General features: G+C 44.7%; 17 protein-coding genes and 1 pseudogene. 6 read left to right on the top strand and 12 right to left on the bottom strand.

Annotation, left to right across the window (positions count from 1 at the left end; genetic code table 11):
• Positions 1–239: 239 nt before the first annotated feature.
• Positions 240–1271 carry an IS110 family transposase gene (locus AB4517_RS20235; RefSeq protein ID WP_076649075.1) on the bottom strand — a complete coding sequence of 344 codons (1032 nt, stop codon included), beginning with the start codon at positions 1269–1271 and terminating at the stop codon, positions 240–242.
• Between the two features lie 477 nt (positions 1272–1748).
• Between AB4517_RS20235 and AB4517_RS20230 the strand changes: the two genes are divergently transcribed.
• The 3 genes from AB4517_RS20230 to AB4517_RS20220 all read left to right on the top strand — a co-directional run bounded on the left by AB4517_RS20230 (position 1749) and on the right by AB4517_RS20220 (position 6647).
• Positions 1749–2099 carry an EF-hand domain-containing protein gene (locus tag AB4517_RS20230; RefSeq protein ID WP_017059884.1) on the top strand — a complete coding sequence of 117 codons (351 nt, stop codon included), beginning with the start codon at positions 1749–1751 and terminating at the stop codon, positions 2097–2099.
• A 124-nt stretch (positions 2100–2223) separates the two neighbouring features.
• Entirely contained in the window at positions 2224–3546 is a 1323-nt protein-coding gene (locus AB4517_RS20225; protein ID WP_372149652.1) for an efflux RND transporter periplasmic adaptor subunit, read from the top strand.
• Positions 3543–6647, top strand: coding sequence for an efflux RND transporter permease subunit (locus tag AB4517_RS20220; protein WP_372149650.1), 3105 nt, complete (start codon positions 3543–3545; stop codon positions 6645–6647). Before AB4517_RS20225 ends, AB4517_RS20220 begins: the two co-directional genes overlap by 4 nt.
• A 372-nt stretch (positions 6648–7019) precedes the next feature.
• Here the strand turns inward: AB4517_RS20220 and purL are convergent, their stop codons facing one another.
• Positions 7020–10943: a phosphoribosylformylglycinamidine synthase gene (gene purL / locus AB4517_RS20215; RefSeq protein ID WP_372149647.1), complete on the bottom strand. Its 3924-nt coding sequence runs from the start codon at positions 10941–10943 to the stop codon at positions 7020–7022.
• A 329-nt stretch (positions 10944–11272) separates the two neighbouring features.
• Between purL and mltF the strand changes: the two genes are divergently transcribed.
• Both mltF and AB4517_RS20205 read left to right on the top strand, forming a co-directional pair.
• A complete protein-coding gene (gene mltF, locus AB4517_RS20210; RefSeq protein ID WP_372149645.1) occupies positions 11273–12841 on the top strand; it encodes a membrane-bound lytic murein transglycosylase MltF in 1569 nt (522 codons plus the stop codon).
• A gap of 316 nt (positions 12842–13157) precedes the next feature.
• A complete protein-coding gene (locus AB4517_RS20205; RefSeq protein ID WP_017059878.1) occupies positions 13158–13289 on the top strand; it encodes a hypothetical protein in 132 nt (43 codons plus the stop codon).
• A 61-nt stretch (positions 13290–13350) separates the two neighbouring features.
• On the opposite strand, the pseudogene tadA reads toward AB4517_RS20205, so the two are convergent.
• The 7 genes and pseudogenes from tadA to AB4517_RS20170 all read right to left on the bottom strand — a co-directional run bounded on the left by tadA (position 13351) and on the right by AB4517_RS20170 (position 20152).
• A pseudogene (gene tadA / locus AB4517_RS20200) lies at positions 13351–13955 on the bottom strand (tRNA adenosine(34) deaminase TadA).
• 86 nt (positions 13956–14041) lie between these two features.
• On the bottom strand, positions 14042–15331 hold the full coding sequence (locus AB4517_RS20195) for a hemolysin family protein (protein WP_017067641.1): 1290 nt from the start codon (positions 15329–15331) through the stop codon (positions 14042–14044).
• A 214-nt stretch (positions 15332–15545) separates the two neighbouring features.
• The gene (locus AB4517_RS20190; RefSeq protein WP_372149642.1) at positions 15546–17108 is read right to left on the bottom strand and encodes an AbgT family transporter; all 1563 of its coding nucleotides are present in this window, start codon (positions 17106–17108) and stop codon (positions 15546–15548) included.
• A 271-nt stretch (positions 17109–17379) separates the two neighbouring features.
• Complete coding sequence (locus AB4517_RS20185; RefSeq protein ID WP_102385574.1) at positions 17380–17790, bottom strand: prepilin-type N-terminal cleavage/methylation domain-containing protein; 411 nt, start codon at positions 17788–17790, stop codon at positions 17380–17382.
• Positions 17780–19075, bottom strand: a complete 1296-nt coding sequence (locus AB4517_RS20180) for a hypothetical protein (RefSeq protein ID WP_010438941.1) — start codon at positions 19073–19075, stop codon at positions 17780–17782. Before AB4517_RS20180 ends, AB4517_RS20185 begins: the two co-directional genes overlap by 11 nt.
• Positions 19072–19674, bottom strand: a complete 603-nt coding sequence (locus tag AB4517_RS20175) for a PilW family protein (RefSeq protein ID WP_372149638.1) — start codon at positions 19672–19674, stop codon at positions 19072–19074. Before AB4517_RS20175 ends, AB4517_RS20180 begins: the two co-directional genes overlap by 4 nt.
• Positions 19652–20152 carry a GspH/FimT family pseudopilin gene (locus tag AB4517_RS20170; RefSeq protein WP_017095315.1) on the bottom strand — a complete coding sequence of 167 codons (501 nt, stop codon included), beginning with the start codon at positions 20150–20152 and terminating at the stop codon, positions 19652–19654. Before AB4517_RS20170 ends, AB4517_RS20175 begins: the two co-directional genes overlap by 23 nt.
• Before the next feature lie 102 nt (positions 20153–20254).
• On the opposite strand from AB4517_RS20170, the gene AB4517_RS20165 reads away from it, so the two are divergent.
• Entirely contained in the window at positions 20255–20686 is a 432-nt protein-coding gene (locus AB4517_RS20165; RefSeq protein ID WP_372149656.1) for a type IV pilin protein, read from the top strand.
• 128 nt (positions 20687–20814) lie between these two features.
• Here the strand turns inward: AB4517_RS20165 and dnaJ are convergent, their stop codons facing one another.
• The 3 genes from dnaJ to AB4517_RS20150 all read right to left on the bottom strand — a co-directional run bounded on the left by dnaJ (position 20815) and on the right by AB4517_RS20150 (position 25588).
• Positions 20815–21963 (bottom strand): molecular chaperone DnaJ, encoded by a 1149-nt coding sequence (gene dnaJ / locus AB4517_RS20160; protein WP_081231169.1) that lies wholly within the window; start codon positions 21961–21963, stop codon positions 20815–20817.
• 284 nt (positions 21964–22247) lie between these two features.
• Positions 22248–24161 carry a molecular chaperone DnaK gene (dnaK, locus tag AB4517_RS20155; protein WP_017059868.1) on the bottom strand — a complete coding sequence of 638 codons (1914 nt, stop codon included), beginning with the start codon at positions 24159–24161 and terminating at the stop codon, positions 22248–22250.
• 389 nt (positions 24162–24550) lie between these two features.
• The gene (locus AB4517_RS20150) at positions 24551–25588 is read right to left on the bottom strand and encodes a polysaccharide lyase family 7 protein (protein WP_017059866.1); all 1038 of its coding nucleotides are present in this window, start codon (positions 25586–25588) and stop codon (positions 24551–24553) included.
• Positions 25589–25668: the final 80 nt, after the last annotated feature.

Here is a 25668-nt window from a genome sequence, read left to right as displayed (position 1 = left end):
TATATGGAATCCACGTATTTACAAAGTGATTTAGCAATTAAAGTTAAGATGCGGTCGTATATACGGCTTCTTGTTGAAGGCGCTACCTTCTAGCCTTTGATGTTTGCGCACCTACTGTCCTCATCGAGTTATCAGCTTTTAATAGCGTGAAGGAATGGCCAGGTTTTCAGTAGGTTGGTCTTACCTTTTTTGCATCATCATTTTGTAAAACTTCAAATTAGTATTGTGTGTTTAGTGGTTTACGCTGTCATTAAAATAGGTGAATATTTTGTTTCGTTCCGAAGCATTGCCCATGCTGTTCGAACCACTTTATTAGCAAGAGCAATACAGGCCTTTTTAAAACCAATACGTTCAATTATTTTTTTAAGCCAAGCATCTTTTTGAGTTATCGGTATTTCAGGCAACCTTCCAACATAAGACATGGCACCGAGATAAAGTAGAGAGCGTAGCTCTTTGACGCCACCACACTTATCAATGCCGATCATGAACACTTTGCCACCAGAACTATGTTGTTTAGGAGTGAGACCAACGAATGCAGAAGCTTGTCTACCGTTCTTGAACTGCTTTCCATCACCAAGGGTTGTATAAAGCATTGCAGCTGTAACTTCGCCAACTCCTTCGATTGCCATCAATCTCTGGCATGGCTCTATTTGGCGAGTTAACGCATTCTTTTCTTTTTCGAATGCTATGAGCTTCGATTTTAGCTGTTTGTACTGCTCCCACAGCATAGATAAAACAGACACTACATTAGCGGGTATTTCTGTCTCTCCATCTAAAACAGTTTGAACAGAAGCCTTCAAACCTTTTTCACCTTTTGGATTAGCAACACCGTATCCTAAAATTGTTCCTCTAATGTGCTGTCCTAAAGAAACAACACTGCGAGATAAGAAACGACGACTACTCTCTAAAGATTGCATAGATTGTTGTTCAAGCGATTTTGGGCGACTGCATTTGATACCTATTTGTATCGCGGCATTAGCAATGGCCAGAGCGTCGTTGTGATCAGTTTTATGACCTTCAAGGTATCCTTTTACTTTTTTGGGATTGATGATCCGTACTTCATGTCCAAATCTTTCAGCTAACTGTCCCCAATAATGACAACCACAACAACCTTCCATGGCGACAATAGAAGGTTTTGCCTTAGCAAGAAATTCCTTCATTTTTTGTCGGCTTAGCGGTTTGTTGGAAAGCAATTCACCATGAACACTGATATGGCAGGCTTGAAGCACATTTTTTGCTAGGTCGATAGCGATAACATTCTTAGTCAGCATATTGGAATCCTCGTTTAGGGTCTCACTTTGCTAAGTGTAGATTGGCAAAGGAGGGAGTGGATTCCATACATCAAGTCAGAGTTAACAGAATGTTAACATGTATTTGCCCTACTAAAAGTAATCCCTTGTCTGTTGGATATTTGCAAGGCAAACTGCTGGGCAAAAGTTCGAAAACACTCTGAATGTCTAAAAATCGCCATATTTTTCGAAACTAGGGATTTTATATCATTGGCTTTTCGGTTTCGGTGGCTGAAAGTTTGGGATAATTTGAAAACCATTTGGACATAGCTATGCCTGTACTCTTACCAGAGTACTAGCGGCAGAAGTTTCATAATTTCTGTTGCGCTGCGCTTACAAACCGATAAGAACATAAATCGATATCTACTTAGCCATCTTTACATACCTTTACATCACATGACGTTATCTTACTTACATTAGTATATTCTTAAGTAGTGAAACAAAGAGAAGGAAAACGTCATGAAAATCAAAAGCACGATAATCGCGTTACTCGGTATCGTTATTGCCTTCGGAGCAATGGCTGGTGGAATGAATAAAGGCATGAATAACAATATGTCACGCCCAGTATTTTCACAGTTTGATCTCGATGGTGATGGCAAGATAACCGAAGCCGAGTTCAATCAAGCACGCTCAGAACGTATTGCCCAGCGAGCAGAAGAGGGACGTACGTTGAAAAATATCAATCAAAGCCACAGTTTTGCTTCGTTAGATAGCAACGCGGATCGCGCTATCTCTCAACAAGAGTTTAATGCTCATCAAGGCATGGTGAACCCCAAAAATACCATGGGCAAAGGCAAAAACAATCAGTAGCTCAATTCAATCAGGCCTCCATTTGTGAGGCCTGACTTATTTTGAGATCAAGGAAGCAAATCCGCTTATGTTGGTGTGCTACCTTTTGCTTAAGGAAAAGCTAATATATAGTAAGGGAATCGCTATGACTAGGTATAGCTGGTTACAAAGGGCTCTGTTTGTTCCTCCTGTTTTGTTGGGCATCGCGTTATTGGTGATCGCACCAGGGATGAAGGCTGAACCGCCTAATGCGAGTAATACGGCTGCTAAAAAGGTGGTTCGGGTGTTGAAAGTCGAGCCGCGAAATATCCAACCTTCTGCCATCGGATATGGACATACCGAGTCTGTTCAAGACTGGCAGGCACAGTCTGAACTTGACGGCGCGGTTGTGTGGGTTTCTGAGCAATACAAAACGGGCGCTATTATCCGCAAAGACAGCGAACTCCTTAGAATTGACCCCACCGCTTATCAACTTACTATTGCCCGTTTGCAAGCTGAGCTTGAAGTGCTAATGCTAACGAATCAGACCATTATCGATTCGCTCAAGATTGCAGAGAAAGAGTTTGAGGTACAACAGTCAGAATATGCCCGCTCAATCAAATTGAGTGAAACCGGGCATATCTCCAAAACAGAGAAAGACCGCGCGACCAAAGACTTGCTCAGCAGCCAGCAACAGCTCCAGACACAGAAAAACCAACTGGCAATTAATCAAGCGCAGCAAAAGGTTTTGCAAACGGAACTAGCACTTGCAAACCGAGATCTCGAACAAACCGTAATTAAAGCCCCATTTGATATTCGCATTGTCGAAACCTTGGTTGGACTCGCCGAGTATGTCAACAAGGGGGAATTGCTGCTCAAAGCGGATGACATCGATGCCGTTGAGGTTCGCGCGCAGTTTCCGCTTGGTAAAATGCGTCCGCTAAGAAATTCCAATCGCTTTGACTCGCTTGACGAAGATGTTCATAGCAACTTGAGCGCGACAGTCGAGCTCCAAGCAGGCGATAAAGTAATTACTTGGCCTGCCGAGATCAGCCGCTCCGGCGGTGAAATCGATGCTCAGACTCAAAGCCAAAGCCTGGTTGCACAAGTAAATCAGCCCTATCAGCAAGCCATTCCCGGGGAGAAGCCACCACTTATTCGTGGGACTTTCGTTAAAGTCACGATTAAAGCACCAATGATGGAGCAACAAGTCTTGCTACCGATAAACGCCATCCATGATGGTAAAGTTTACACTGTCTCTGAAGGTAAACTGAAAAGCAAACCTGTCAGGATAGATTTCGTCCAAGGGCAGGTTGCGGTGATCAAATCTGGCGTGGAATTCGGTGATGTGGTTGTGCTAAGTAAACTTTCACCCGCCGTTGAGGGGATGGCTTTACAACCGCAACCGGATGAGAAAATCGGCCTTTGGTTGGATACGCAGAGCGGATTTAAAACCCTAAACGCGATTCAGAAAGAGGGCAAATTATGATCGCTTTTTTTGCTCGGCACACCACTGGCGCCAATGTCCTGATGATGGCGGTACTGCTGTTAGGGGCTTTTGCCTTGCCCAAACTGCAGAAAGACACTTTTCCGTTGACGCCGACCAAAAATATTGAGGTTCGGATCGTTTATCCGGGCGCGTCACCTTTTGAGATGATGGAAGAAGTGTGTTACCCGTTGGAAGATTCTCTCGATAAGCTGAGTGGAATTAAAGAGTTAAGCTGTGATGCCCGAGAGAGTTTGGTCATCGCCAATGTGGAAATCGGCGATGATGAAGACATTGACACTTTAACCAGCGATATTCAACAGCAGGTTAACGCCATCAGTGATTTTCCGGATCGAGTTGAGCAGATCACGGTGTCGAAACTGGACCGAGTGGCAACGGTGGCCAGTGTCGCGATTACCGGCAATATGTCAGATAGGGACTTATATCTCTATGCCCAACAAATTAAGCACAAGTTAAAAGAGAGCCCATTGATCGCTCAGGTGACCGTGAGCGGTTTTGCGGATCAAGAAATAGAAATTCGCGTATCGCAGTGGAAGTTGCAGCAGTACGGCCTGAGTGTGTCCGACTTGTCCAATCTAGTACAACAGCAAAGTATCAGCACTCCTGCTGGCGTATTTAGTAATGACTTGGAAGAGATCAGCGTCCGCTTCGACCACTTAGGCAGCAACGTCAGAGACTTCGAAAATATCGTGATTAAATCCAGTGAGACGGGGACTCAGGTTCGCCTCGGTGATGTTGCCGTTATTCAGCAGAAGTTCACTAGCGATGAAAATCAAATCCTGTTCAATGGTCAGCGTGCCGCTTTGCTTCAGGTGTCCAAAACGCAATTTCAAGATACCTTAACGGTCAAAGATGCGATCGTCAGCATCGTTGAAAAAGAACAGGCGAGAGCCCCTGAAGGCGTCGCTTTAACCATCACCCAAGATTCCAGCACCAATATTATTGAGCGTCTGAGAATCCTCACCAGCAATGGCGCACAGGGATTAGCACTGGCATTTTTGATGTTGTGGGCGTTTTTTAATATTCGCTTTAGCTTTTGGGTCACCATGGGGCTGCCGGTTTCATTCCTTGGCGCCATTTTTGCGATACAACTTCTCGGTTATACCCTGAATATGATGACGCTGGTCGGGCTGATTGTCGCGATTGGTCTGCTAATGGACGACTCGTTGATCATTGCAGAAAACATCGCTGCCAAGAGGCAACAAGGGCTACCCGCGTTTGACGCTGCAGTTGAAGGTACCAAACAAGTCTTCCCAGGTGTGATTGCATCGTTTGCTACCACCATCATGGTGATAGGGCCGCTGATGTTTCTCACAGGCAAGATGGGCGAAGTACTACGCTATATTCCCATCGTGTTATTGATTACCTTGCTTGTTAGTCTGATAGAAGCTTTCTTGATCTTGCCGTCTCATTTGGCACATAGCCATACTGAATCTCGCTCTAATCCTATACGGGACAAGTTCATTGCCGGTTTTGAAAACATCAGAGACAGATTCTTTGTGCCAGTGAGTGTCAAGGCGATGAATGCACCTTATCTTTCAGTAGGGATATTGGTGATGGTGGTGATGATTTCAACCGCTTCCATTTCGTCAGGTTGGCTGAAATTCAAAGCCATGCCTGCCTTGGAAAGTGATGTGCTGCAGGCGCGTATCTTGCTCCCTCAAGGCAGTTTACTGAGCCAGACAGAGGCGGTGGTGGAGAAGGTTTCAAACGCGCTTGATGAACTCAACCAAGAATACGCAGAGAAATACCCAAGCTCAAAACCTTTGGTCGCGAGCACCACGATCATGTTCAACTCAAATGCTGATGCTAATGAGTCGGGGCCGCATATGGCAACCGTCAGTGCCGATCTATTGCCAGCGCAATTTAGGCAGCAGAGCATTAAAGATCTGATCCAAGATTGGAAACAAAAAGTAGGCCCTACGGCGGATGTGGTTTCACTCAAGTTTACCGATAAAGAACGGGGCATTGCTGGCAATGGCATTGATATTCGGGTTCAGGGTGAGTCGTTACAAGAGCTCAATCAAGTCAGCCGCTCGCTGGTGAAATGGTTGAAGGGATTTGACGGTGTCTATAACCTCTCCACCGATCTGCGTGAGGGCAGAACCGAATTTCACGTTAACCTTAAAGATGAAGCTGGCGTGATGGGAGTTAATGCTTCCAACATTGCTCAAACGCTGCGCAGCGCGGTAAAAGGCAGTACTGATCTGACGGTTTTCCAACAAGGCGAGCTGGTGGATATTAGTGTGAGACTGGATGAGTTTACGCACCAAGCTAGCCTGTATGAGTTGAATAACTTGATGGTGACGGCAGGCAATGGAACCCTAGTTCCATTATCAAGTGTTGCGACGTTTGACAGAAAACAAGCCTTCTCGCGAATTCACCGCATTAATGGGATGAACGCTGTGGTTGTGCAAGGCAATATCGATACGCGGGTTGCCAATGCGCGTGAAATCATGCTGCAGTTCAATAGCGAATTTGTCTCGCAAACTCAACACAAATTCCCAGACATCACCTTCACCTCGCAAGGTCAGGATAAAGAAAGCTCAGATACGGGCTCCTCGCTGGCGACCTTCTTTGCTCTTGGCGTGGTGGGGATTTATCTTATTTTAGTGTTCCTGTTACAAAGCTACACTCAACCGATTGCTGTGCTGCTGGCAATCCCTATGGGCTGGATTGGTGTGGTATGGGGGCACTCGGGCATGGGGTTCGATTTGACTATTCCAAGCTTGGTTGGCTTTGCTACCTTAGCGGGTATCGTCGTTAACGATAACATTCTGTTGGTCAATTTTATTAAGAAGAATATCGCCCAAGGCGAGCGCTTGATAGACGCTTGTCGAGAGGCGGTACGTGACCGATTTAGAGCGATATTTATCACCTCGTTAACCACATTTGCAGGATTGCTTCCACTGTTAACCGAAACCAGTACGCAAGCGCAATTTCTGATCCCGTTAATTGCCAGTATTGCGTTTGGCTTAGTCTCGGCTACGTTACTAGCGTCAATTGTTGTGCCTTGCGTGCTGCTTATTTTGGACGATTTAAAGCTGACCAAATGGGCAGAAGGTGCTCAATCTTCCCTTTGAGGCCCTTGGGAGTGCATGCTGAACCATGTCATTTAGCCCGGCATGAAAATGGTAGTTTGCGTAGAATTTATTTGGCGATTAAACCCTATCACTGACTGCTGTTTTTTTGCGTACAAAAAACAATAGGGTCAGGTCTTGTCTTTTGCTCTTTGGTGGCAGTTTTTCTATCAGGTTTAGTTATTTGTCATACCTGAAGTTATTAGTCATTTGCTAATGTTTGATTTTCCAAAACTCATTTCTGTCCAAAAGTTTGTTATACACACATCCACTATACGGTGATCCCTACACCACACTCACCACCAAAAAAAGCGCAGACCTTTCGATCTGCGCTTGTGGTTATTGTCCCGATAACACTGTTTAAATCGTTTTCAATTAACCCACGTTCTTACGTGCGTTTTGGAACATACGCATCCAAGCGCCATTCTCGCCCCAACCTTCCGGAGACCAAGAGTTTGCAACCGTACGGAATACACGCTCTGGGTGAGGCATCATAATTGTCACGCGGCCGTCAGTCGTTGTTAAACCTGTGATAGCGTTTGGCGAACCATTCGGGTTATTCGGGTATTGCTGCGTTTGGTTACCGTTGTTATCAACGTAACGTAGAGCAACCGTACCTGAGTTTTCAATCGCGTTTAGGTGGTCGTTATCACGTACTTCTACGCGGCCTTCACCGTGAGAAACAGCGATTGGCATACGAGAACCTTCCATGCCGTTGAAGAATACAGAATCTGACTTCTGAACTTCTACTAGGCTGAAACGTGCTTCAAAGCGCTCAGATTCGTTGCGAACGAAACGTGGCCAGTACTCTGCACCAGGGATAAGTTCACGTAGGTTAGACAACATCTGACAACCGTTACACACACCTAGAGAGAAGGTATCTTCACGCTTGAAGAAGTTTTCAAATTGCTCACGAGTAGAGTCATTAAACAAAACCGACTTAGCCCAACCTTCACCAGCGCCTAGTACGTCACCGTAAGAGAAGCCACCACAAGCCACAAGGCCGTTGTACTCTTCTAGAACTGCTTGACCCGTAAGGATGTCGCTCATGTGAATATCAGTTGCTTCGAAGCCTGCACGGTCGAATGCTGCTGCCATTTCAACGTGAGAGTTAACACCCTGCTCACGTAGAATCGCCATCTTAGGCTTAGCGCCAGTGTTGATGAACGGTGCAGCAATGTCTTCGTTTACGTCAAAGCTTAGTTTTACGTTCAGACCTGGGTCTGAATTGTCTTTCTTCGCTTCGTGTTCTTGGTCTGCACAGATTGGGTTATCACGTAGACCTTGCATCTTGTGCGTCGTCTCAGCCCAGATAGTACGTAGTTCAGTACGGTTACGTTGGATTACAACGTCTGCGCCTGACTTAATCACTAGCTCATCAGAAGCTTCCCCTTCACCAACAACGCTGCCAATCACATGAGAACATGCTTCTAGACCGTTAGCTGCAAGAGTAGAAAGTACTGCGTCTAGGTCGTCGTTACGAACTTGGATTACCGCACCTAGCTCTTCGTTGAACAGTGCTGCTAGCGTGTCTTCACCTAACGCTTCAATGTTTGCATTAACACCACAGTGACCTGCGAATGCCATTTCTGCTAGCGTTACGAATAGACCACCATCGCCTTTATCGTGGTAAGCGACAACTTGGTCGTTCGCTACAAGTGCTTGAACGCCTTCGTAGAAACCTTTTAGTTGCGCTGCGTTGTCTACGTCTGCTGGCTTGTCACCAAGCTGCTTGTAAACCTGTGCAAGTGCTGTTGCACCCATACGGTTTTTGCCGTTACCTAGGTCGATAAGAACTAGGCTTGTATTACCTAGTCCTTCAAGGTTATCAGGGGTGCGAAGCTGAGGAGTAATCGTCTTACGAACATCTTCAACACGTGCAAACGCAGTGATAACAAGAGATAGCGGAGACGTTACTTCTTTCTGCTCGCCATTCTCTTCCCACTTAGTCTTCATCGACATTGAGTCTTTACCCACTGGAATAGTTAGACCCAGAGCTGGACATAGTTCTTCACCAACCGCTTTAACCGCTTCGTAAAGACCTGCATCTTCACCTGGGTGACCTGCTGGAGACATCCAGTTAGCCGACAGTTTAATGTGTTTGATATCGCCGATGTTGGTCGCTGCGATGTTAGTAATTGCTTCACCAACCGCTAGACGAGCCGATGCGCCGAAGTCTAGAAGTGCCACTGGCGTACGCTCACCAAGAGACATAGCCTCACCGTGGTAAGAGTCGTAGCTTGCCGCTGTTACTGCGCAGTTAGCAACAGGAACCTGCCATGGACCAACCATTTGGTCACGAGCTACAAGGCCTGTTACCGAGCGGTCACCGATGGTGATAAGGAATGTTTTCTCAGCGACTGTTGGCAAGCGAAGAACACGGTCAACCGCTTCGTTCATCTCGATGCCAGAACGGTCAATCGCAGGGTTGTTAGCTTTTAGCGTTTTCGCGTCACGGTGCATCTTAGGTGTTTTACCTAATAGGATGTCCATTGGCATGTCGATTGGCGTGTTGTCGAAGTGTGAATCTTCTAATTTCAGATCACGTTCTTCAGTTGCTTTACCAACCACTGCGTACGGTGCACGTTCACGCTTACAAATCGCGTCGAACGTTGCCATGTCTTTATCAGCAACCGCCATTACATAACGCTCTTGAGATTCGTTACACCAGATCTCAAGTGGGCTCATGCCCGGCTCATCGTTTGGCACGTCACGTAGATTAAAGATACCGCCACGCTCGCCATCGTCGACTAGCTCAGGAAGAGCATTCGAGATACCGCCCGCGCCCACATCGTGGATAAATGCGATTGGGTTCGCATCACCAAGCTGCCAACAACGGTCGATAACTTCCTGACAACGACGCTCCATCTCTGGGTTTTCACGTTGTACAGAAGCGAAATCAAGATCTTCAGAAGAAGAACCAGAATCCATTGAAGATGCCGCACCGCCGCCAAGGCCGATGTTCATCGCAGGACCACCTAGAACGATTAGGCTTGCACCTACCGGGATCTCTTTCTTCTGAACGTGCTCATCACGGATGTTGCCAAGACCACCAGCTAGCATGATTGGTTTGTGGTAACCACGCACTTCTTCACCTGCGTGAGAGTTTACTTTCTCTTCGTAAGTACGGAAGTAGCCAAGTAGGTTTGGACGACCAAATTCGTTGTTGAATGCCGCGCCACCAAGAGGACCTTCAAGCATGATATCCAGAGCAGTAACGATACGGCTTGGCTTACCAAAGTCAGTTTCCCAAGGTTGAACGAAGTTTGGAATCTTCAGGTTAGATACAGAGAAAGCAACAAGACCCGCTTTTGGCTTACCACCAATACCGGTTGCGCCTTCATCACGGATTTCACCGCCTGAACCTGTCGATGCGCCTGGCCACGGTGAGATTGCCGTTGGGTGGTTGTGCGTTTCAACTTTCATCAAGATGTGTGTTTTTTCTTGGTGGTAGCTGTACTGGCGAGTTTCTGGATCTGGGAAGAAACGACCAACTTCAGAACCTGTCATTACCGCTGCGTTATCTTTATAAGCAGACAGAACATGTTCTGGTGTCGTTTCAAAGGTGTTCTTAATCATCTTGAACAATGATTTTTCTTGCTTAACGCCATCGATAGTCCAATCAGCGTTAAAGATCTTATGACGACAGTGCTCTGAGTTCGCTTGTGCAAACATCATTAGCTCGATGTCCGTCGGGTTACGACCTAGCTTCTCAGTGAAGCTTTCAAGAAGGTAATCAATCTCATCTTCTGCAAGTGCAAGACCTAGGGTAACGTTTGCTTTTTCAAGCGCTTTACGTCCACCAGTTAGTAGGTCAACTTCCGCATAAGGAGCAGGCTCAGCAACGGTAAATAGTGCCGCCGCTGATTCGAAGTCAGTGAAAACCACTTCCATCATACGGTCGTGCAGGATTGCTTTCAGCTCAACAAGTTGAAGTTCAGAAAGTTCAGCAGAGGTTTCAATGTAGAAAGCAGTACCGCGCTCTAGACGTGACACTTTAGCCAGTCCGCAGTTGTGTGCGATATCTGTTGATTTTGAAGACCAAGGCGAGATAGTGCCTGGGCGTGGCGTTGCAAGCAGCAGTAAACCTTCAGGTTCATGCTCTTCAATCGTTGGACCGTAAGTCAGTAGCTTTTCTAGCTTCTCAACTTCAGACTCATCTAGGTCTGCCGTTAGATCAGCAAAGTGGGCAAACTCAGCGTAAATACCTGTTACAGGTAAGCTTAATTCACGACAAAGCTCTAAAAGCTTGTTAACACGAAACTCAGATAGAGCTGGGGAGCCACGCAAAATTCTCATGTGCTTACGTCTCTTATGCAGTTGATTAAGGTAGTATTGGAATAAATTCAGTGGGTTAAAGGAAAAACCTAACTGTTTTCTTCGAAGCTATTCCCGAAGGTTTAAAAACCTATGCCGATCCCACCTCTTCAATGCGAGCGCATTATAAAGCATTTCTTTTTGTGACGTAACACCAAAAGCAACCGTTTGCGTGATTTTTTTTATCTTTCTCCGTAAATGGTACTTTTGCTGCATTTATCACCACTTTTACAACTGTTTAATTAAACCTGCTTTGCCAGCCTTGCGGGGTTTGGTATAAAGGGGCTTCCACTTTTCGAGATTTCATTTTGATGCCTAAATTTACGCTCATCTTTTCGTCTAAGTTCCTTCTGCTCACCATCGCCCTATTTGGGTTGGCTGGATGTCAGATTGAATCTGAACCTAAAAGTGTCCTTGAGCAGATACGAGATCGTGGCGTTCTTCGTGTCGGCACCCTAAATAACCAACTCTCTTATTACATCGGTCCTGATGGCCCTGCCGGCTTAGATTACGAATTAGCTCGTGAATTTGCGCAGGAGCTTGGTGTAAAGCTTGAGGTTAAACCCGCTTACCGTTTGTCAGGCTTATTCCCTGCGTTGAAGAAAGGCGAGATCGACCTTATCGCGACCGGCTTAACGCAAAATAACAAACTGACACGCGCTTACCGCGCCGCGCCTGCTTATTACTATGTAAGCCAACAGGTCGTGTACAAAAAGGGCCAATGGCGCCCAAGAAACCTTGAGCAATTGATCAATTTTGAGAATGAGCGTCAGGTTGACTTTGTTAAAGCACAAACTGAATCAGAAGAGGCGGCGTCTACTGACACATTAACGCCATCTTTGGTTGTGGTGAAAGACTCACACTTTGAGCCAACACTAAAGCAGCTGCAGAAAACACACGATGACTTTATCTATGATGCGGTCGGCAATGCTGATATCAACGACCTGCTCAAAGAAGTATCGACTGGCGAGCGCTTATTTACGGTTGCGGACTCAATTGAGCTGTCACTGGCACAACGTTTATACCCAGACGTAGCTTTGGCTTTTGAACTGACAGAAGACCAACCTATCTCTTGGTATTTGCAGAAGTCTGAAGATGAAAGCCTTTATGCTCTGTTGATTGAGTTCTTCGGTAACCTAAAACAGTCTGGTGAACTGGCTTCACTAGAAGAGAAATACATCGGCCACATCGGCACTTTTGACTACGTTGATACTCGTGCCTTTATCCGCGCACTGGACAGCAAGTTGCCAAAATGGTCGCCGCTATTTCAAAGGTACTCTCAAGAATTTGATTGGCGCTTGATTGCCGCTTTGGCCTACCAAGAATCACACTGGAACCCTGTTGCGCGCTCACCAACGGGGGTTCGTGGCATGATGATGTTGACACTGCCCACCGCGAAGAGTGTTGGGGTAACCAACCGTCTCGACCCGAACCAGTCGGTACAAGGCGGTGTTGAGTACCTGCGTCGTATCGTGAACCGAGTACCAGATTCAATCACTCAACACGAAAAGATCTGGTTTGCACTTGCTTCATACAATGTCGGTTACGGGCACATGATGGACGCGCGTCGCCTCACGAAGGCACAAGGAGGAGATCCTGATGCTTGGGGCGATGTGAAAGACAGATTGCCTCTGTTAAGACAGAAGAAGTACTACAGCCAAACTCGATATGGGTATGCGCGTGGTGATGAAGCGAGAAACTACGTTGAAAACATTCGCCGTTATTACCAAAGCATTATTGGCCATGTAAATAAGCGCAATAAAGAACAAGAAGCGACCCTTGAAGGTTTGGTGGTGATCCCACCTTTAGAAACCTCAGGTGCTGAATCGAGTATCAGCGCAGCTCAGTCGACAGTAAGCAGTTCTGAGCCTTCACAGTAAAACCCAAAAGAGCAATGCCATCTAGCATTGCTCTTTTTTATTGTCTTTTTTCGACTCTTCTTTCGTCACTAAGGGATAAGGGAAGCAGGCAAGAAAATGATGATGAGATCTAGAGTGTCATATTGCAGTAACAATCGAACCTTATAACGGCACACCACAATCAAGATTATGCTCTGTTGCACTGCAATGCTGGCTTTAGACTAGAACTGCTCTTCTATTTAAGCCAAGCGTGCGACAGGCCAAACAAACGAATAACACTATAATTAAATCGTTAGTCCAAACTAAAAAGTCAGACGACAAATAGGAAATCATTGAAATGATGAAGAAACTGAAATCGAAACGCCTTGATAAGACCGTTGCTGCAAACCGTCGTAAGCGTATGCTTTCAAATAATAAGAAGAAGATCATTTGGCGCAATCGCGCTTTCATGCAGATGATTGCTGAGTAAATGTAGTTACTCAGTCAGTTTGCTTGGCACTCTTGCGATAGAGAGTGCCGAAAGTACGCTGCTATTTCTTATTGCCAGCCTTCATCTCTGCTTCTAAACGCTGCTCTTCCAACAGACGTTCTTGCTTTCGCTTCTCTTTTATCTCTTTTCTACGACGCTTGAAAAACGCTTGTAATTGCTCACGGCACTCTTCCTCTAACAAACCATGTTCAACGTCGGCATAGTGGTATGAGGCCTGGCTTTCAAACAAATTCAACACTGTACCTGCAGCGCCTGCTTTTAAGTCTGGAGCACCAAACACAATGCGCTTTACTCGGCTGTGTAGCAAGGCACCTGCGCACATTGGGCAAGGCTCTAGCGTAACGTATAAAGTGGTATCGAGTAGCCGATAGTTTTCTAAGGTTTGACCGGCTTTACGCAAGGTTTCAATTTCTGCGTGTGCCGTAGCATCGTGGCTGCCAATCGAACGGTTCCATCCTTCAGAGATAATCTGCCCATCTTTCACTAATACCGCACCCACTGGAACCTCTCCCTCGCTCTCTGCTTGCTTAGCTACCTCAATGGCGCGTCGCATGAAGATTTCATCTTGAGGGGTGAATTGATGGTCTGACAAAGGGAACTCCAGAAACAAAGGATAAAAACGAAAATAGGTATGCGGTGAAGCATACCTAATCTTAGAGATAAAGAACAATAAAGAGGTAATAGACAACAACAGACAATGAACCATTGCCGCTTGCTGGTTGGTCGAACTGTTAGCTATTAGCGTCTTCTATGTCATCGGCTATTGGCGTCGCTTTGATACTCACAATGCGATTGTTCTCAACAGAGATAATTTCAAACTGCCACTGCTGGTATTGAACAACTTCGCCTGCATCCGGTAAGCGCCCTATTAACCATGTCACAAGGCCATTCAGCGTTTGGAAGCTCTCGCTTTCGCCCTCAAAATCCGATAGCTCTAAACGGTTCTTCAGTTCACTGATAGGAATCAATCCATCCACCAACAAACCGTCTTCCACTTGCTCGGTCCAAAGATCGTTCGGATTATTCGATAGCTCGCCAGCAATCGCCTCAAGAATATCGTAATGAGTCACAAGACCTTGAACATCGCCATACTCGTCGACAATGAATGCCATCTCGGTGCCCGACTCTTTAAAGTAGCCAAGTAGACGCAGAGCTTTCATCGATTCTGGAACATAGATCGGCGAGCGAGACAGCCCCATGATCACTTGAATGCTTAGATTGCCCGCCTGATTCAGCAAGGCTTTGGCTGACACTGTACCCACCACTTTATTGAGGTGATCTTGGCACAATGGAAACACACTGTGTTTTGATGAACGCAGTTTCTTTAATATCTGCTCAACGGGTTGGTCGACATCCAGAAAGTCGATGTCTCGACGCGGAGTCATCAATGAGCTCACAAGACGATCATCAAGCTGCAAGATATTACGAATCATCTCTTGTTCGCCGCGTTCAATCACACCCGATTCTGAGCCCTCTTTCACAAGTGCATGGATATCATCTTCGGTAACGCTATCTTCTTCACCGCCTCGGCCCATCAACTTAAGAATACCTTCCGTTGAAGCCGACAACGCAAACACAAACGGCGTCGCGATTTTAGATAACCAGAAGATTGGCAGCGCGACTAACACAGCAATGTTTTCAGCTTGAGACTGAGCAAAACGCTTTGGTACCAACTCACCGACAACGATAGCGAAATAAGTAATACCTACCACCACAACCGCAGTAGACAAGATGTTCGCTTGTGTTGGGTCTAGTCCCCACAGTTCAAGTTGAACGGCTAGTGGAGCCGATAGCGTCGCCTCACCCACAATCCCGCTGAGTAGGCCGATTACCGTGATACCGATTTGGATTGTAGAGAGGAAGCGGGTTGGGTTTTCTTTGAGATCAAGAGCAACCTGAGCGGAGCGGTGTTTTTCGGCTAAGCGTTTCAGCCGACTATTTTTTGCTGCTACCAATGCAATCTCAGACATGGCAAACAGACCATTTAAAACAATTAACCCTACTAAAAGCAGAATTTTCATGTGGCTTGGATTTCCTAAATTTACCGGCCAACAATTAGCCGTAATCCGGAGTATAAGCTGAGTGCCTTTATTTTGAATATAAAAAGTTTTGGATATAGAAAGTTTTGGATATAAAAACCTTGGATATAAAAAACGGGAAAAATAGCGAAAAAAAGCCCGCACATTTCGGTGCGGGCTTAGCAATGAATAAAGCTTAGTTTTGCTTAGTTCAATCTTACATTGTGTAAGTGTAAGGTGCTTGGATACCTAGTGGGATACCAAGAGCCCAGTAAGCTAGCAAGAAGATAGACCAACCGATTAACATCGCAATCGAGAATGGCATCATTAGAGAAGCTAGAGTACCGATACCTGTCGACTTAACGTAGCGCTGACAGTAAACAACAACCAGTGGGAAGAACACCATTAGTGGAGAGATGATGTTAGACACTGAGTCACCTACACGGTAAGCCGCTTGAGATAGCTCAGGAGAGATACCCACAACCATTAGCATTGGAACTAGGATAGGACCAATCAGTGCCCACTTAGCTGAAGCAGAACCAACAAGAAGGTTAACTGCAGCCGTTAGTAGAATCATACCAACAACCGTTGCTTCACCTGGAAGGTCCATCGCTTTCAAGCCTTCAGCACCGTAAAGTGCCAGCATAGTACCGATGTTTGATTGAGCGAATGCAGATAGGAACTGAGCACAGAAGAACGACATTACAATGTATGCGCCCATCGTTGCCATCGTCTCAGACATTGCTTTGATAACATCATTACTATTCTTGAATGTACCCGCTACACGGCCGTAGACGATACCCGGAATAATAAACAGGATGAAGATCAGAGGAACGATAGACTTCATTACTGGTGCTGAGAACGCCGTTAATTCGCCTTCAGGTGAACGAAGTGCTGAGTTTTCAGGCATTAGAGCCGCGATAAGCAGACCAATACCGGCAACCATTGCCCAACCAGCGAATTTGAATGCTTTAGATTCAATGGCTGTGAACGTACCTAGATCAGGTGCTTGTTCTGCATCTTCATCTACAGGCGTATTAGCAAGACGAGGCTCGATAATTTTCTCTGTAACGTACCAACCAATTGCCACAATTAGAATTGAAGACAAACCAGTAAAGAAGATGTTCGCTAGAGGGTTGATCACATATGCAGGGTCAAGAACGTTTGCCGCTGTTTGAGTGAAACCAGCTAGTAGCGGATCAATACCTGAAGGGATAAAGTTCGCTGAGAAACCACCTGATACACCAGCAAACGCTGCTGCAATACCCGCTAGAGGGTGACGACCCGCAGCGTGGAAGATGATACCGCCAAGAGGGATTACTAGAACGTAACCTGCATCAGCTGCTGTGTGAGACACGATAGCAACCAAGATTAGCATCGGCGTTAGTAGCTTAGCTGGCGTGAAGTTAAGCATCTTCTTAAGGCCAGTCGTAATGAAGCCTGAAGAGTCTGCAACGCCAACACCTAGCATAGCAACAAGTACGATGCCTAGAGGTGCGAAGCCTGTGAATGTGGTAACCATATTCGCTAGGAAGCTAGCAAGCGCTTCACCAGTTAGTAGGTTGTTTACTTCAAGAGCAGCACCCGTTTGAGGGTTGATTAAGTCGAATGAAAGATTCGATAAAAGTGCAGATGCTACCCATACAATAACTAGAGCCCAGAAGAACAGGATTGCTGGATCTGGAATTTTGTTGCCGGCGCGTTCAATGAAGTTTAGAAAGCGGTCCATACCACTGTTCTTCTCAGTCGATGGTGCTTTTTTTACGGCTTGGTTACTCATTGTAACTCCATATGTGATGTTGTTTTGTTTAGGCCTAATATAAGTTTTGACCACGGCCTATTGGTACAGCACATATTCTATTAAAGTCGTTGTTAAAAAGCACAAGATTCCACCTGATTTTCCATAAATGGAGACATATTTTGCAAAAATACCATACAACCACAACAATATAAAAACACAAAACATACCATTCCATATACAGAGTTTTAACTGGCACATAAAGAATGTCCGAGAAGAGCAAACTATCACGACATTGAAGTTATAAACCCAATCAATCGAACTCGCTGTATTTAGAAATCATGGTATGTAATTCGATCGCTTGATTATTACCAAACCGGTCTTCCCATGAGCTTGTTATCTGAACGGTCTTCAGCGCTCCGGATAAACTGTTCGTCACTGTCCAATCAAGTTGATATTTAAAATGCGAGTGATCCATGCCATCAACAATATCCGTAGCAAAATCCGCAGGCGTTATACTCGATAAAGCGGCAGATGCGCCTCGAGTTCTAAACCATTCCAGCTTATTTTCAGCCAAATTCAAAGCTTCTACACTATGAATAGCAAAGTCAGACTTTTGCTCAACATATGTTTGTAACTTAATTAGCCCTAGCGAACCGACTCCGATCAATAAAAATGAAATGAGTACTTCAATTAGGCTAAAACCTTTTTGCTTATAAATCATTCCATGAACCTTTTTGCCATCTTGGCTTAGGTGAAAATTCGAACTCATCAATAACATCTGAATTGAATGAAAAATTCAGAGAGTTATTAAATAGCGCCATTTGCCCTTCTGTATCAAAAAATTGTCCCCCCGTGAAACTGAATGCGCCAGCTTGCGCATAAGTTGCATGGTATGGCGTAAGAGTACTTGAAGAACCATACATAGTATTAATTAGGTCACTAAATACTGAATTTACAAAAGGTTTCACTTCCGTCATCGAGTCCCATTGAGAAGGAGTGGGAGAGTAAGTATTATTAAAATGAAAAAATACACCGCTAATATCGCCAGAACCAGTGACCCCAAAAACACCGTCATGAACAAGTAAAAACAAATCGGTTCCCGGGTGTGCAGCCTGTAAATTTACAATATTCGTCACATCAACTGGCGCTAGTTGGCAAGAGCCATCAATCCAAACTTTATTGGGCTGTCCATTCACTATTGAATCAGAAAATTGGCTATAGCAATCAACACTACTAGAAGGCATTGAAACTTTAATAAATTCGTTATCTACATCATCACGAACCTCTTGCCACTTACTTTTATCGACTCCGAAAAAATCTTTAAAAGGGTCGATAGTGTCATCTCGCTGAATATCTAACCCAACATTATGAGAACTTATCACTCCAAAGGAGTTCTCCCATATCCCTGATTTAACAGCTGTCGATGTCTTATGAGAAGGCTTACAATCCTTAGTGGGATCATGCCCGGCTCCTGGAGATTCAATAGAACTACTTACGCCATGATTGGTAATACCAGTCGCAATAAACCTATATTTAACCACTGCCCCGATACACTCATAAGCTTCAGCAGCCGAGTCAAATTCACCAGGGTCTGGTGGTGAAAAAAGTGCTGAGCCAAAAGAAATAACATCAGAAGTCGACTTCATAGCTCCATAACCAACTGAAGATGAAAAGATTATTTTTTTATTAACACTGCTATGACCAACTTGAGAAAGCAAAATTTCAGGGTTTGTAAAGTCAGCATTTAAGGAAGAAAAACTATACGAGTTACAAACTGTCGCTAAATTATTGGGTATTGATTGCAATTTTTGATTAACAATATATGTAAACCCACACTCTAGACCTCCCTCTGCTTCCCAATGTTGCTTGCGCGCTTCTACTTCATTCTGAGATCTTTTTATTTGATAAAAAACAGAGCGATAACTACCAAAAGTCAACATTAACGCAGTAACTAGTAATACACTTGTTGTAAGTAAAACAACCGCACCTTGTTGATTTTTATTCATCGCCAATTCCTATTTTTTACAATCACACTTGATGAATAATTAACGGACGTATCTCCTACTAATTCAGCAGAAATCATAATGGTTGTAATACCTGAACTAACCCCTTGAGATTCAATACTTGACTGATTCGCATGAAAATCAACGATTCTAATTTGATTCGGCTCAAAGATAGAAGAGCACCCACTAATCGCCGCTGATACTGTTTTTACGATACTGGAGGGGCTATCACACACCTTGACCAAGCCTGAATCAAATACAAAAGCGACATTTCGAATCTCTGATTGATGAGTGTAAGCATATGCAACCGTTTTTGAATCAGGAGAAATATATAAAGTATCGGTGGAGCCTGATAATTTTAGAGATACACCTGTCCCTCCATCGTAGCCCGCACGCTGGATATCTTCTTTAAAGTATTGAAGAGCTCCTGAAACTTGTTGTAATAGTAATAATTCTTTACTTCTCTCGGATGCGATGTTTTGTCCCGATATAAATACCGACCCCACACTTCCAATAACTACAATTCCCAAAATAGAAGAGATCATTAATTCGACTAATGTTGCACCGAATTGCTGCCTCTTAAGTGCAGGTCTGATAACCATAAAAGTCTCCTCCCACACCACAGATTCTCATTCTTCCAGAAGTACTATATGTTATAAGCTTTAAAGGCTTAGAGTTCATATCAAATAAGAGATGCCCATCTTTAGCTTTACCGTTTACTCCACTAAATTTAATTTGTTCAGAACTGTAGTTAACGGTGAAATCTATGTTTCGAAATGAAACTCCTTCCATTGTAAGGATTGCCGTACCGGTATTCGGAACATCGAATTCAGTCAATTCAATTTTCCAATCACCGGTGTCATTTGAGTTACCATTCATTAGAAAATGAGCCCAAAGATCAGTATTTCTCATAACTGCCTCAGATTTCGCCTGCATCATAAAACCATTCAGCTCGGTAGCTAGCCGTTGCATTTTCACTGTTTCCGAGACCGAACTAAAACTTGGAGCGGCAACTGCCAATAATATAGAGAGCACTGATATGGTTATGAGTAGCTCTAAGAAGGTAAACCCGCGAGACATTTCCCAAATTCCTATGTAAACCGATACGTAACCGTATTTAATCTTGCAAGGATGCTACCACCGAAGAAAAATAGGCTGAATATAGAGAAGGAACTACTCGTGATGATTCGAAAAAATAAATGTAACAACAACAACTTAAGTAACAAAGGGATGACATTGATCGAACTATTGATCGCAGTGGCTCTTATTGGAGTACTAACCGCTATTGCCTACCCAAGCTATACCGAGCATGTAATAAAATCCCATAGAACAGCAGCATTAGCTGATATGGCAAAAATCCAACTCACGCTTGAGCAGTCTTACAATGGTGTATATAGCTGGGGAAGTATTGTTTCAGGAGGGGCTTGTACTATGTGTGAATCACCAAGTGATCGCTATGTATTTTCTGTCGCAAGTTCAAGCAGCATGGCATATATAATAACTGCCACGGCACAGCCAACTAAGGGGCAAAGTGGTGACTCTTGCTTAGGCACTCCCAAAACAATGACGCTAAAATCTTCAGGTGAAGAATCCCCTGCAGATTGCTGGAACTAGTAGAAATTAATGCCCTTGGTTTGATTAAAGAATGACTAGGCATATACATGGCTGCATTTTTTAACTAAACGAGATGATCAAAAAAGCCTGCACACTGGCAGGCTTTAAAATTTTCAAATCACTATCAATTACTTAGTTAGGTCATCGAAGAAGTTTTTAACACCGCTGAAGAAACCTTCAGACTTTGGCTTGTGCTTGCTTGCCGCTTCACCACAACATGTTTCTTCGAATTCACGCAGTAATTCTTTCTGGCGAGCGCTTAGCTTAACTGGAGTCTCAACCACTAGCTTAACGATTAGATCACCCACACCGCCACCACGAACGCCTTTCACGCCCTTGCCACGCATACGGAACATACGGCCCGTTTGTGTCTCTTCTGGTACCTTAAGGTTTACACGACCATCCAGTGTTGGAACTTCAACTTCACCGCCTAGAGCAGCCATAGAGAAGCTTACTGGTACTTCGCAGTAAAGGTTGTTGCCGTCACGTTCGAAGATGTTGTGCTCTTTTACGTGTACTTGTACGTACAGATCGCCAGCTGGAGCGCCTTGCTCTCCCGCTTCGCCTTCGCCTGATAGACGAATACGATCGCCAGTATCAACACCAGCAGGGATCTTAACGTTAAGTGTTTTCGTCTTCTGTTTGCGACCTTGACCATGACATGAGTTACATGGGTCTTTGATGATCTTGCCTTTACCGTTACAAGTAGGACAAGTCTGTTGAACCGCAAAGAAACCTTGGCGCATTTGTACTTGGCCGTGGCCATGACAAGTGCCACACGTTTGTGCAGAAGAACCCGCTTTCGCGCCGCTGCCGTCACACGTATCACACTCTACAAGTGTTGGTACTTCGATTTCTTTAGAAACACCACGAACCGCTTCTTCTAGAGAAAGTTCCATGTTGTAACGTAGATCTGAACCACGTTGTGCACGCTGTTGACCGCCACCACGACGACCGCCGCCGAAGATGTCGCCAAATACGTCACCGAAGATATCGCCGAAGTCACCTTGGCCACCGCCGCCGAAACCACCGCCGCCGCCCATGCCACCTTGTTCAAAGGCTGCATGACCGTATTGGTCGTAAGCTGCTTTCTTTTGAGAATCAGTTAGGATCTCGTACGCTACTTTTACTTCTTTAAACTTATCTGCTGCGGTCTCATCACCCTGGTTACGGTCCGGGTGGAATTTCATCGCTAAGCGTTTGTACGCTTTTTTAATATCGCGCTCTGATGCATCGCGGCTTACGCCTAATACTTCGTAAAAATCACGTTTTGACATGTTCTAGGTCACCAAAATAATTGCTACTACCGAATGATCACTTCAGTAGTCTGTGTATCAATCTAGATAAAAGTTCTGCCGGCTGAAATGCCGAATAAAGCTATTATCTAGATCGACAAGTCTAAATACAAATTTACGGGCGTGAGAGTTACCTCTGACGCCCGCAATAATAAGTCTTTGAGACAAATTTCTAAGCAGATAGCTTGAGTCCTAAGTGGAAGCGCGGAGCCTACGTTAGTAGGTGGACACTTCCGATAACGAAATCAGGCTACTCTGCGACGAAATTATTTTTTGTCTTCTTTAACTTCTTCAAACTCAGCGTCTACAACATCGTCGTCTTGCTTAGGTTGTTCACCAGCGTCAGCACCAGCTTGTTCAGCTTGAGCTTTCTGTTGAGCAATTTCCATTAGCTTTTGAGCTGCTTGCATAAGTTCTTGAACTTTAGCGTCGATAGCTTCTTTATCGTTACCAGACTTAACTTCTTCTAGTGCAGTGATAGCCGCTTCGATTTTAGCTTTCTCGTCTGCAGGTAGAGCTTCACCAGCTTCTTCTACTTGCTTCTTAGTGCCGTGAATCATTTGGTCAGCTTGGTTACGTGCAGTTACTAGCTCTTCGAACTTTTTGTCCGCTTCTTTGTTAGCTTCTGCTTCTTGTACCATTGCTTCGATCTCTTCCTCAGACAGGCCGCCTGATGCTTGGATAGTGATCTTCTGCTCTTTACCTGTTGCTTTATCTTTAGCAGATACGTTCAGGATACCATCAGCATCTAGGTCGAATGTTACTTCGATTTGTGGCATGCCACGTGGTGCTGGTTGGATACCTTCTAGGTTGAACTGACCAAGAGACTTGTTGTAAGTCGCTTGCTTACGCTCACCTTGAAGAACGTGGATAGTTACTGCGTTTTGGTTGTCTTCAGCTGTAGAGAACACTTGATCCGCTTTAGTAGGGATAGTTGTGTTTTTCTCGATAAGCTTAGTCATCACGCCGCCCATCGTTTCGATACCGAAAGATAGAGGAGTAACGTCTAGTAGTAGAACGTCTTTAACGTCACCAGCTAGTACACCACCTTGAACAGCAGCACCCATTGCAACAGCTTCGTCAGGGTTCACGTCTTTACGTGGCTCTTTACCGAAGAATTCAGTTACTTTAGCTTGAACCATAGGCATACGAGTTTGACCACCAACTAGGATAACGTCAGTGATTTCGCCTACAGATAGGTCAGCATCCGCTAGAGCAACTTTTAGTGGCTCAAGAGAACGTTGAACTAGGTCTTCAACTAGAGACTCAAGCTTCGCACGAGTCACTTTGATGTTCATGTGCTTAGGACCAGTCGCATCAGCAGTAACGTAAGGTAGGTTTACGTCAGTTTGAGTAGTAGAAGAAAGCTCGATTTTCGCTTTTTCTGCTGCTTCTTTAACACGCTGCATTGCTAGTGGATCAGCTTTAAGGTCGATACCTTGCTCTTTCTTGAACTCATCTACTAGGTAGTTGATCATGCGGTTATCGAAATCTTCACCACCAAGGTGAGTGTCACCGTTAGTTGAAAGAACTTCGAAAGTCTTCTCGCCTTCTACTTCATCGATTTCGATGATAGAGATATCGAATGTACCACCACCAAGGTCGTATACAGCGATAGTGCGATCACCACCTTGCTTGTCTAGGCCGTAAGCTAGAGCAGCAGCAGTTGGTTCGTTGATGATACGTTTAACATCTAGACCAGCGATACGGCCAGCATCTTTCGTTGCTTGACGTTGAGCATCGTTGAAGTAAGCAGGAACAGTTACTACTGCGCCAGTTACTTCTTCGCCTAGGAAGTCTTCAGCTGTTTTCTTCATTTTCTTAAGAACTTCAGCAGATACTTGAGGAGCAGCCATTTTTTGGCCTTGCGCTTCAACCCATGCATCACCGTTGTCAGCCTTAACAATGTTGAAAGGCATGATTTCGATATCGCGTTGAACTTCTTCATCTTCAAAACGACGACCGATTAGACGCTTAATTGCGTATAGCGTGTTTTGAGGGTTAGTAACTGCTTGACGTTTCGCAGGTTGACCAACTAGCGTCTCGCCGTCAGTGTATGCGATTACCGATGCTGTTGTGCGTTCGCCTTCAGCATTTTCTAGTACGCGTGGTTTGTCGCCGTCTAAAACAGCAACACAAGAGTTAGTAGTACCTAAATCAATACCAATGATTCGACCCATCAGGCTATCTCCGAAATATAATCTATATTAGTTTTTTGCTATACCCACATATGTGGGGGGCGGTAATCAGGGATTCAACCCTAATACACAAAATTTAAGTGCAAATGTAATTTGCTTTCGTATGCACCATAGATAAGGGCTGCAAACTGGTTTTCAAGGGAATAAGTAAAAAAAATCTATTTTTTCCCGTATCTTTTTACATAAAGGTAAAAAGTGACCGATCCCTTGCCAATTAAGGCTCCAATGTTGAGAAACTCTCGCATTTGTCGCCACATTGAAACCTCAACCCTATTCCAGATGCCATAAAAAAAGACCTTCATGTGGAAGGTCTTTTTCAAATAGATATTAATCAGTTAAATATTGTTCAAATGGTGACTGATTCAGCCATATTATTGGTTGAGCACTAACTGGTAGAAGCTCGCTTGAGTGTAATCACCCGCTTCCATACCACGCCATTCACAGGCTGAGCTCGACTTCTTAGTGTTGCATTGATTGTATGCGCCCGCCTTGAAGTACATCCAGTCCTGTCCATAACCAAGGTCGATATCATGCCCCTGATACTTACCCTTAGCCAAATCAACATCATACGTCTTCACAATAGGATCGGCTGAGTTTGGATTCTTAGTAAAGGTTAAGTGCATGATGTTATCTTTGATATTCACATCGTATGAGAACACTTCACCTAGCTTGATGCCATCAGCAGGGTCCGAGCTGCCTTTTTTCAGATTGTATTGACCAAATACATCATGGCGAATGTCTTTACGAAGTTTCTTTCCGTTTTCATCCTTCGCGTTTTTCATCTCTGTCGGCGGGTTTAACTCATAGTTCCACGTTAACGAACCATGCTCATGTTCTGGCAACTTGCGGTAAACAATTTTCAGAGGTTCATTATCCGACCCATGGATTTGACCAATAACCACAGAGAATGCACCGGTTTTCTTATAGTTACCGCTGGTGCTCACCTGATCAACAGAAAGTGTTGCCGTCATCTGGCCACCGATAGAGCCAAACTCTTCCGCGTTCTTATGGCTTGAAATCGCGAAGTTGTTGCTCGGCGCAGAGTAGCTATCCGCTAGCATCGCTCTTAGCTCACTACGCGTGTTTTTACTGTTTGGCGTCGTTGGAGCTGTATTCGGAGCCACAAACACCATCGCACCAGACTCGGCATCCGTGTAGAACCATTTAGGGTGAACGTAAGGCGTGTCTACATTCGACAGTTCCTTTTTACCAATCTCCAGCGTTTTACCTTTTCTAGACCCTTCAGTCGTCAGCTCCGGTAAGTTAATTTTCCATTTAGATAAATCGAAGTTTTGTGCTGGTGCTTTTGCAGGGTCAAGATTGAACTGTTGACCAATATCGTGATTAGAAGCAAGAGCGGGAGCGGCTAAAAGGCTGGCAGTCAGTAGGCTAAGGTAAGACAGCTTCATTATTGGGTTTCCTTTATGTCGTCATAATGTAGGTTGTCAGAACAATATAATAATATTGTATTATTATATGTGATCTATAT

This window comes from Vibrio sp. 10N.222.52.C3 (assembly GCF_041474195.1).
In the GTDB taxonomy this organism is placed as follows: domain Bacteria; phylum Pseudomonadota; class Gammaproteobacteria; order Enterobacterales; family Vibrionaceae; genus Vibrio; species Vibrio crassostreae_C.
Note: the sequence above shows the minus strand (reverse complement) of the source record. Positions and strands in the feature narration are given on the sequence as shown.

Bases quoted from the DNA above. Each gene is read 5' to 3' on its own strand.
- AB4517_RS20165 (WP_372149656.1), top strand. From the start codon at position 20,255: ATGATTCGAAAAAATAAATGTAACAACAACAACTTAAGTAACAAAGGG.
- AB4517_RS20225 (WP_372149652.1), top strand. From the start codon at position 2,224: ATGACTAGGTATAGCTGGTTACAAAGGGCTCTGTTTGTTCCTCCTGTT.
- AB4517_RS20190 (WP_372149642.1), bottom strand. From the start codon at position 17,108: ATGAGTAACCAAGCCGTAAAAAAAGCACCATCGACTGAGAAGAACAGT.
- AB4517_RS20205 (WP_017059878.1), top strand. From the start codon at position 13,158: ATGATGAAGAAACTGAAATCGAAACGCCTTGATAAGACCGTTGCTGCA.
- AB4517_RS20220 (WP_372149650.1), top strand. From the start codon at position 3,543: ATGATCGCTTTTTTTGCTCGGCACACCACTGGCGCCAATGTCCTGATG.
- mltF (WP_372149645.1), top strand. From the start codon at position 11,273: ATGCCTAAATTTACGCTCATCTTTTCGTCTAAGTTCCTTCTGCTCACC.
- AB4517_RS20170 (WP_017095315.1), bottom strand. From the start codon at position 20,152: ATGTCTCGCGGGTTTACCTTCTTAGAGCTACTCATAACCATATCAGTG.
- AB4517_RS20185 (WP_102385574.1), bottom strand. From the start codon at position 17,790: ATGATTTATAAGCAAAAAGGTTTTAGCCTAATTGAAGTACTCATTTCA.
- AB4517_RS20175 (WP_372149638.1), bottom strand. From the start codon at position 19,674: ATGGTTATCAGACCTGCACTTAAGAGGCAGCAATTCGGTGCAACATTA.
- dnaK (WP_017059868.1), bottom strand. From the start codon at position 24,161: ATGGGTCGAATCATTGGTATTGATTTAGGTACTACTAACTCTTGTGTT.
- AB4517_RS20180 (WP_010438941.1), bottom strand. From the start codon at position 19,075: ATGAATAAAAATCAACAAGGTGCGGTTGTTTTACTTACAACAAGTGTA.
- AB4517_RS20150 (WP_017059866.1), bottom strand. From the start codon at position 25,588: ATGAAGCTGTCTTACCTTAGCCTACTGACTGCCAGCCTTTTAGCCGCT.
- AB4517_RS20230 (WP_017059884.1), top strand. From the start codon at position 1,749: ATGAAAATCAAAAGCACGATAATCGCGTTACTCGGTATCGTTATTGCC.
- purL (WP_372149647.1), bottom strand. From the start codon at position 10,943: ATGAGAATTTTGCGTGGCTCCCCAGCTCTATCTGAGTTTCGTGTTAAC.
- dnaJ (WP_081231169.1), bottom strand. From the start codon at position 21,963: ATGTCAAAACGTGATTTTTACGAAGTATTAGGCGTAAGCCGCGATGCA.
- AB4517_RS20195 (WP_017067641.1), bottom strand. From the start codon at position 15,331: ATGAAAATTCTGCTTTTAGTAGGGTTAATTGTTTTAAATGGTCTGTTT.
- AB4517_RS20235 (WP_076649075.1), bottom strand. From the start codon at position 1,271: ATGCTGACTAAGAATGTTATCGCTATCGACCTAGCAAAAAATGTGCTT.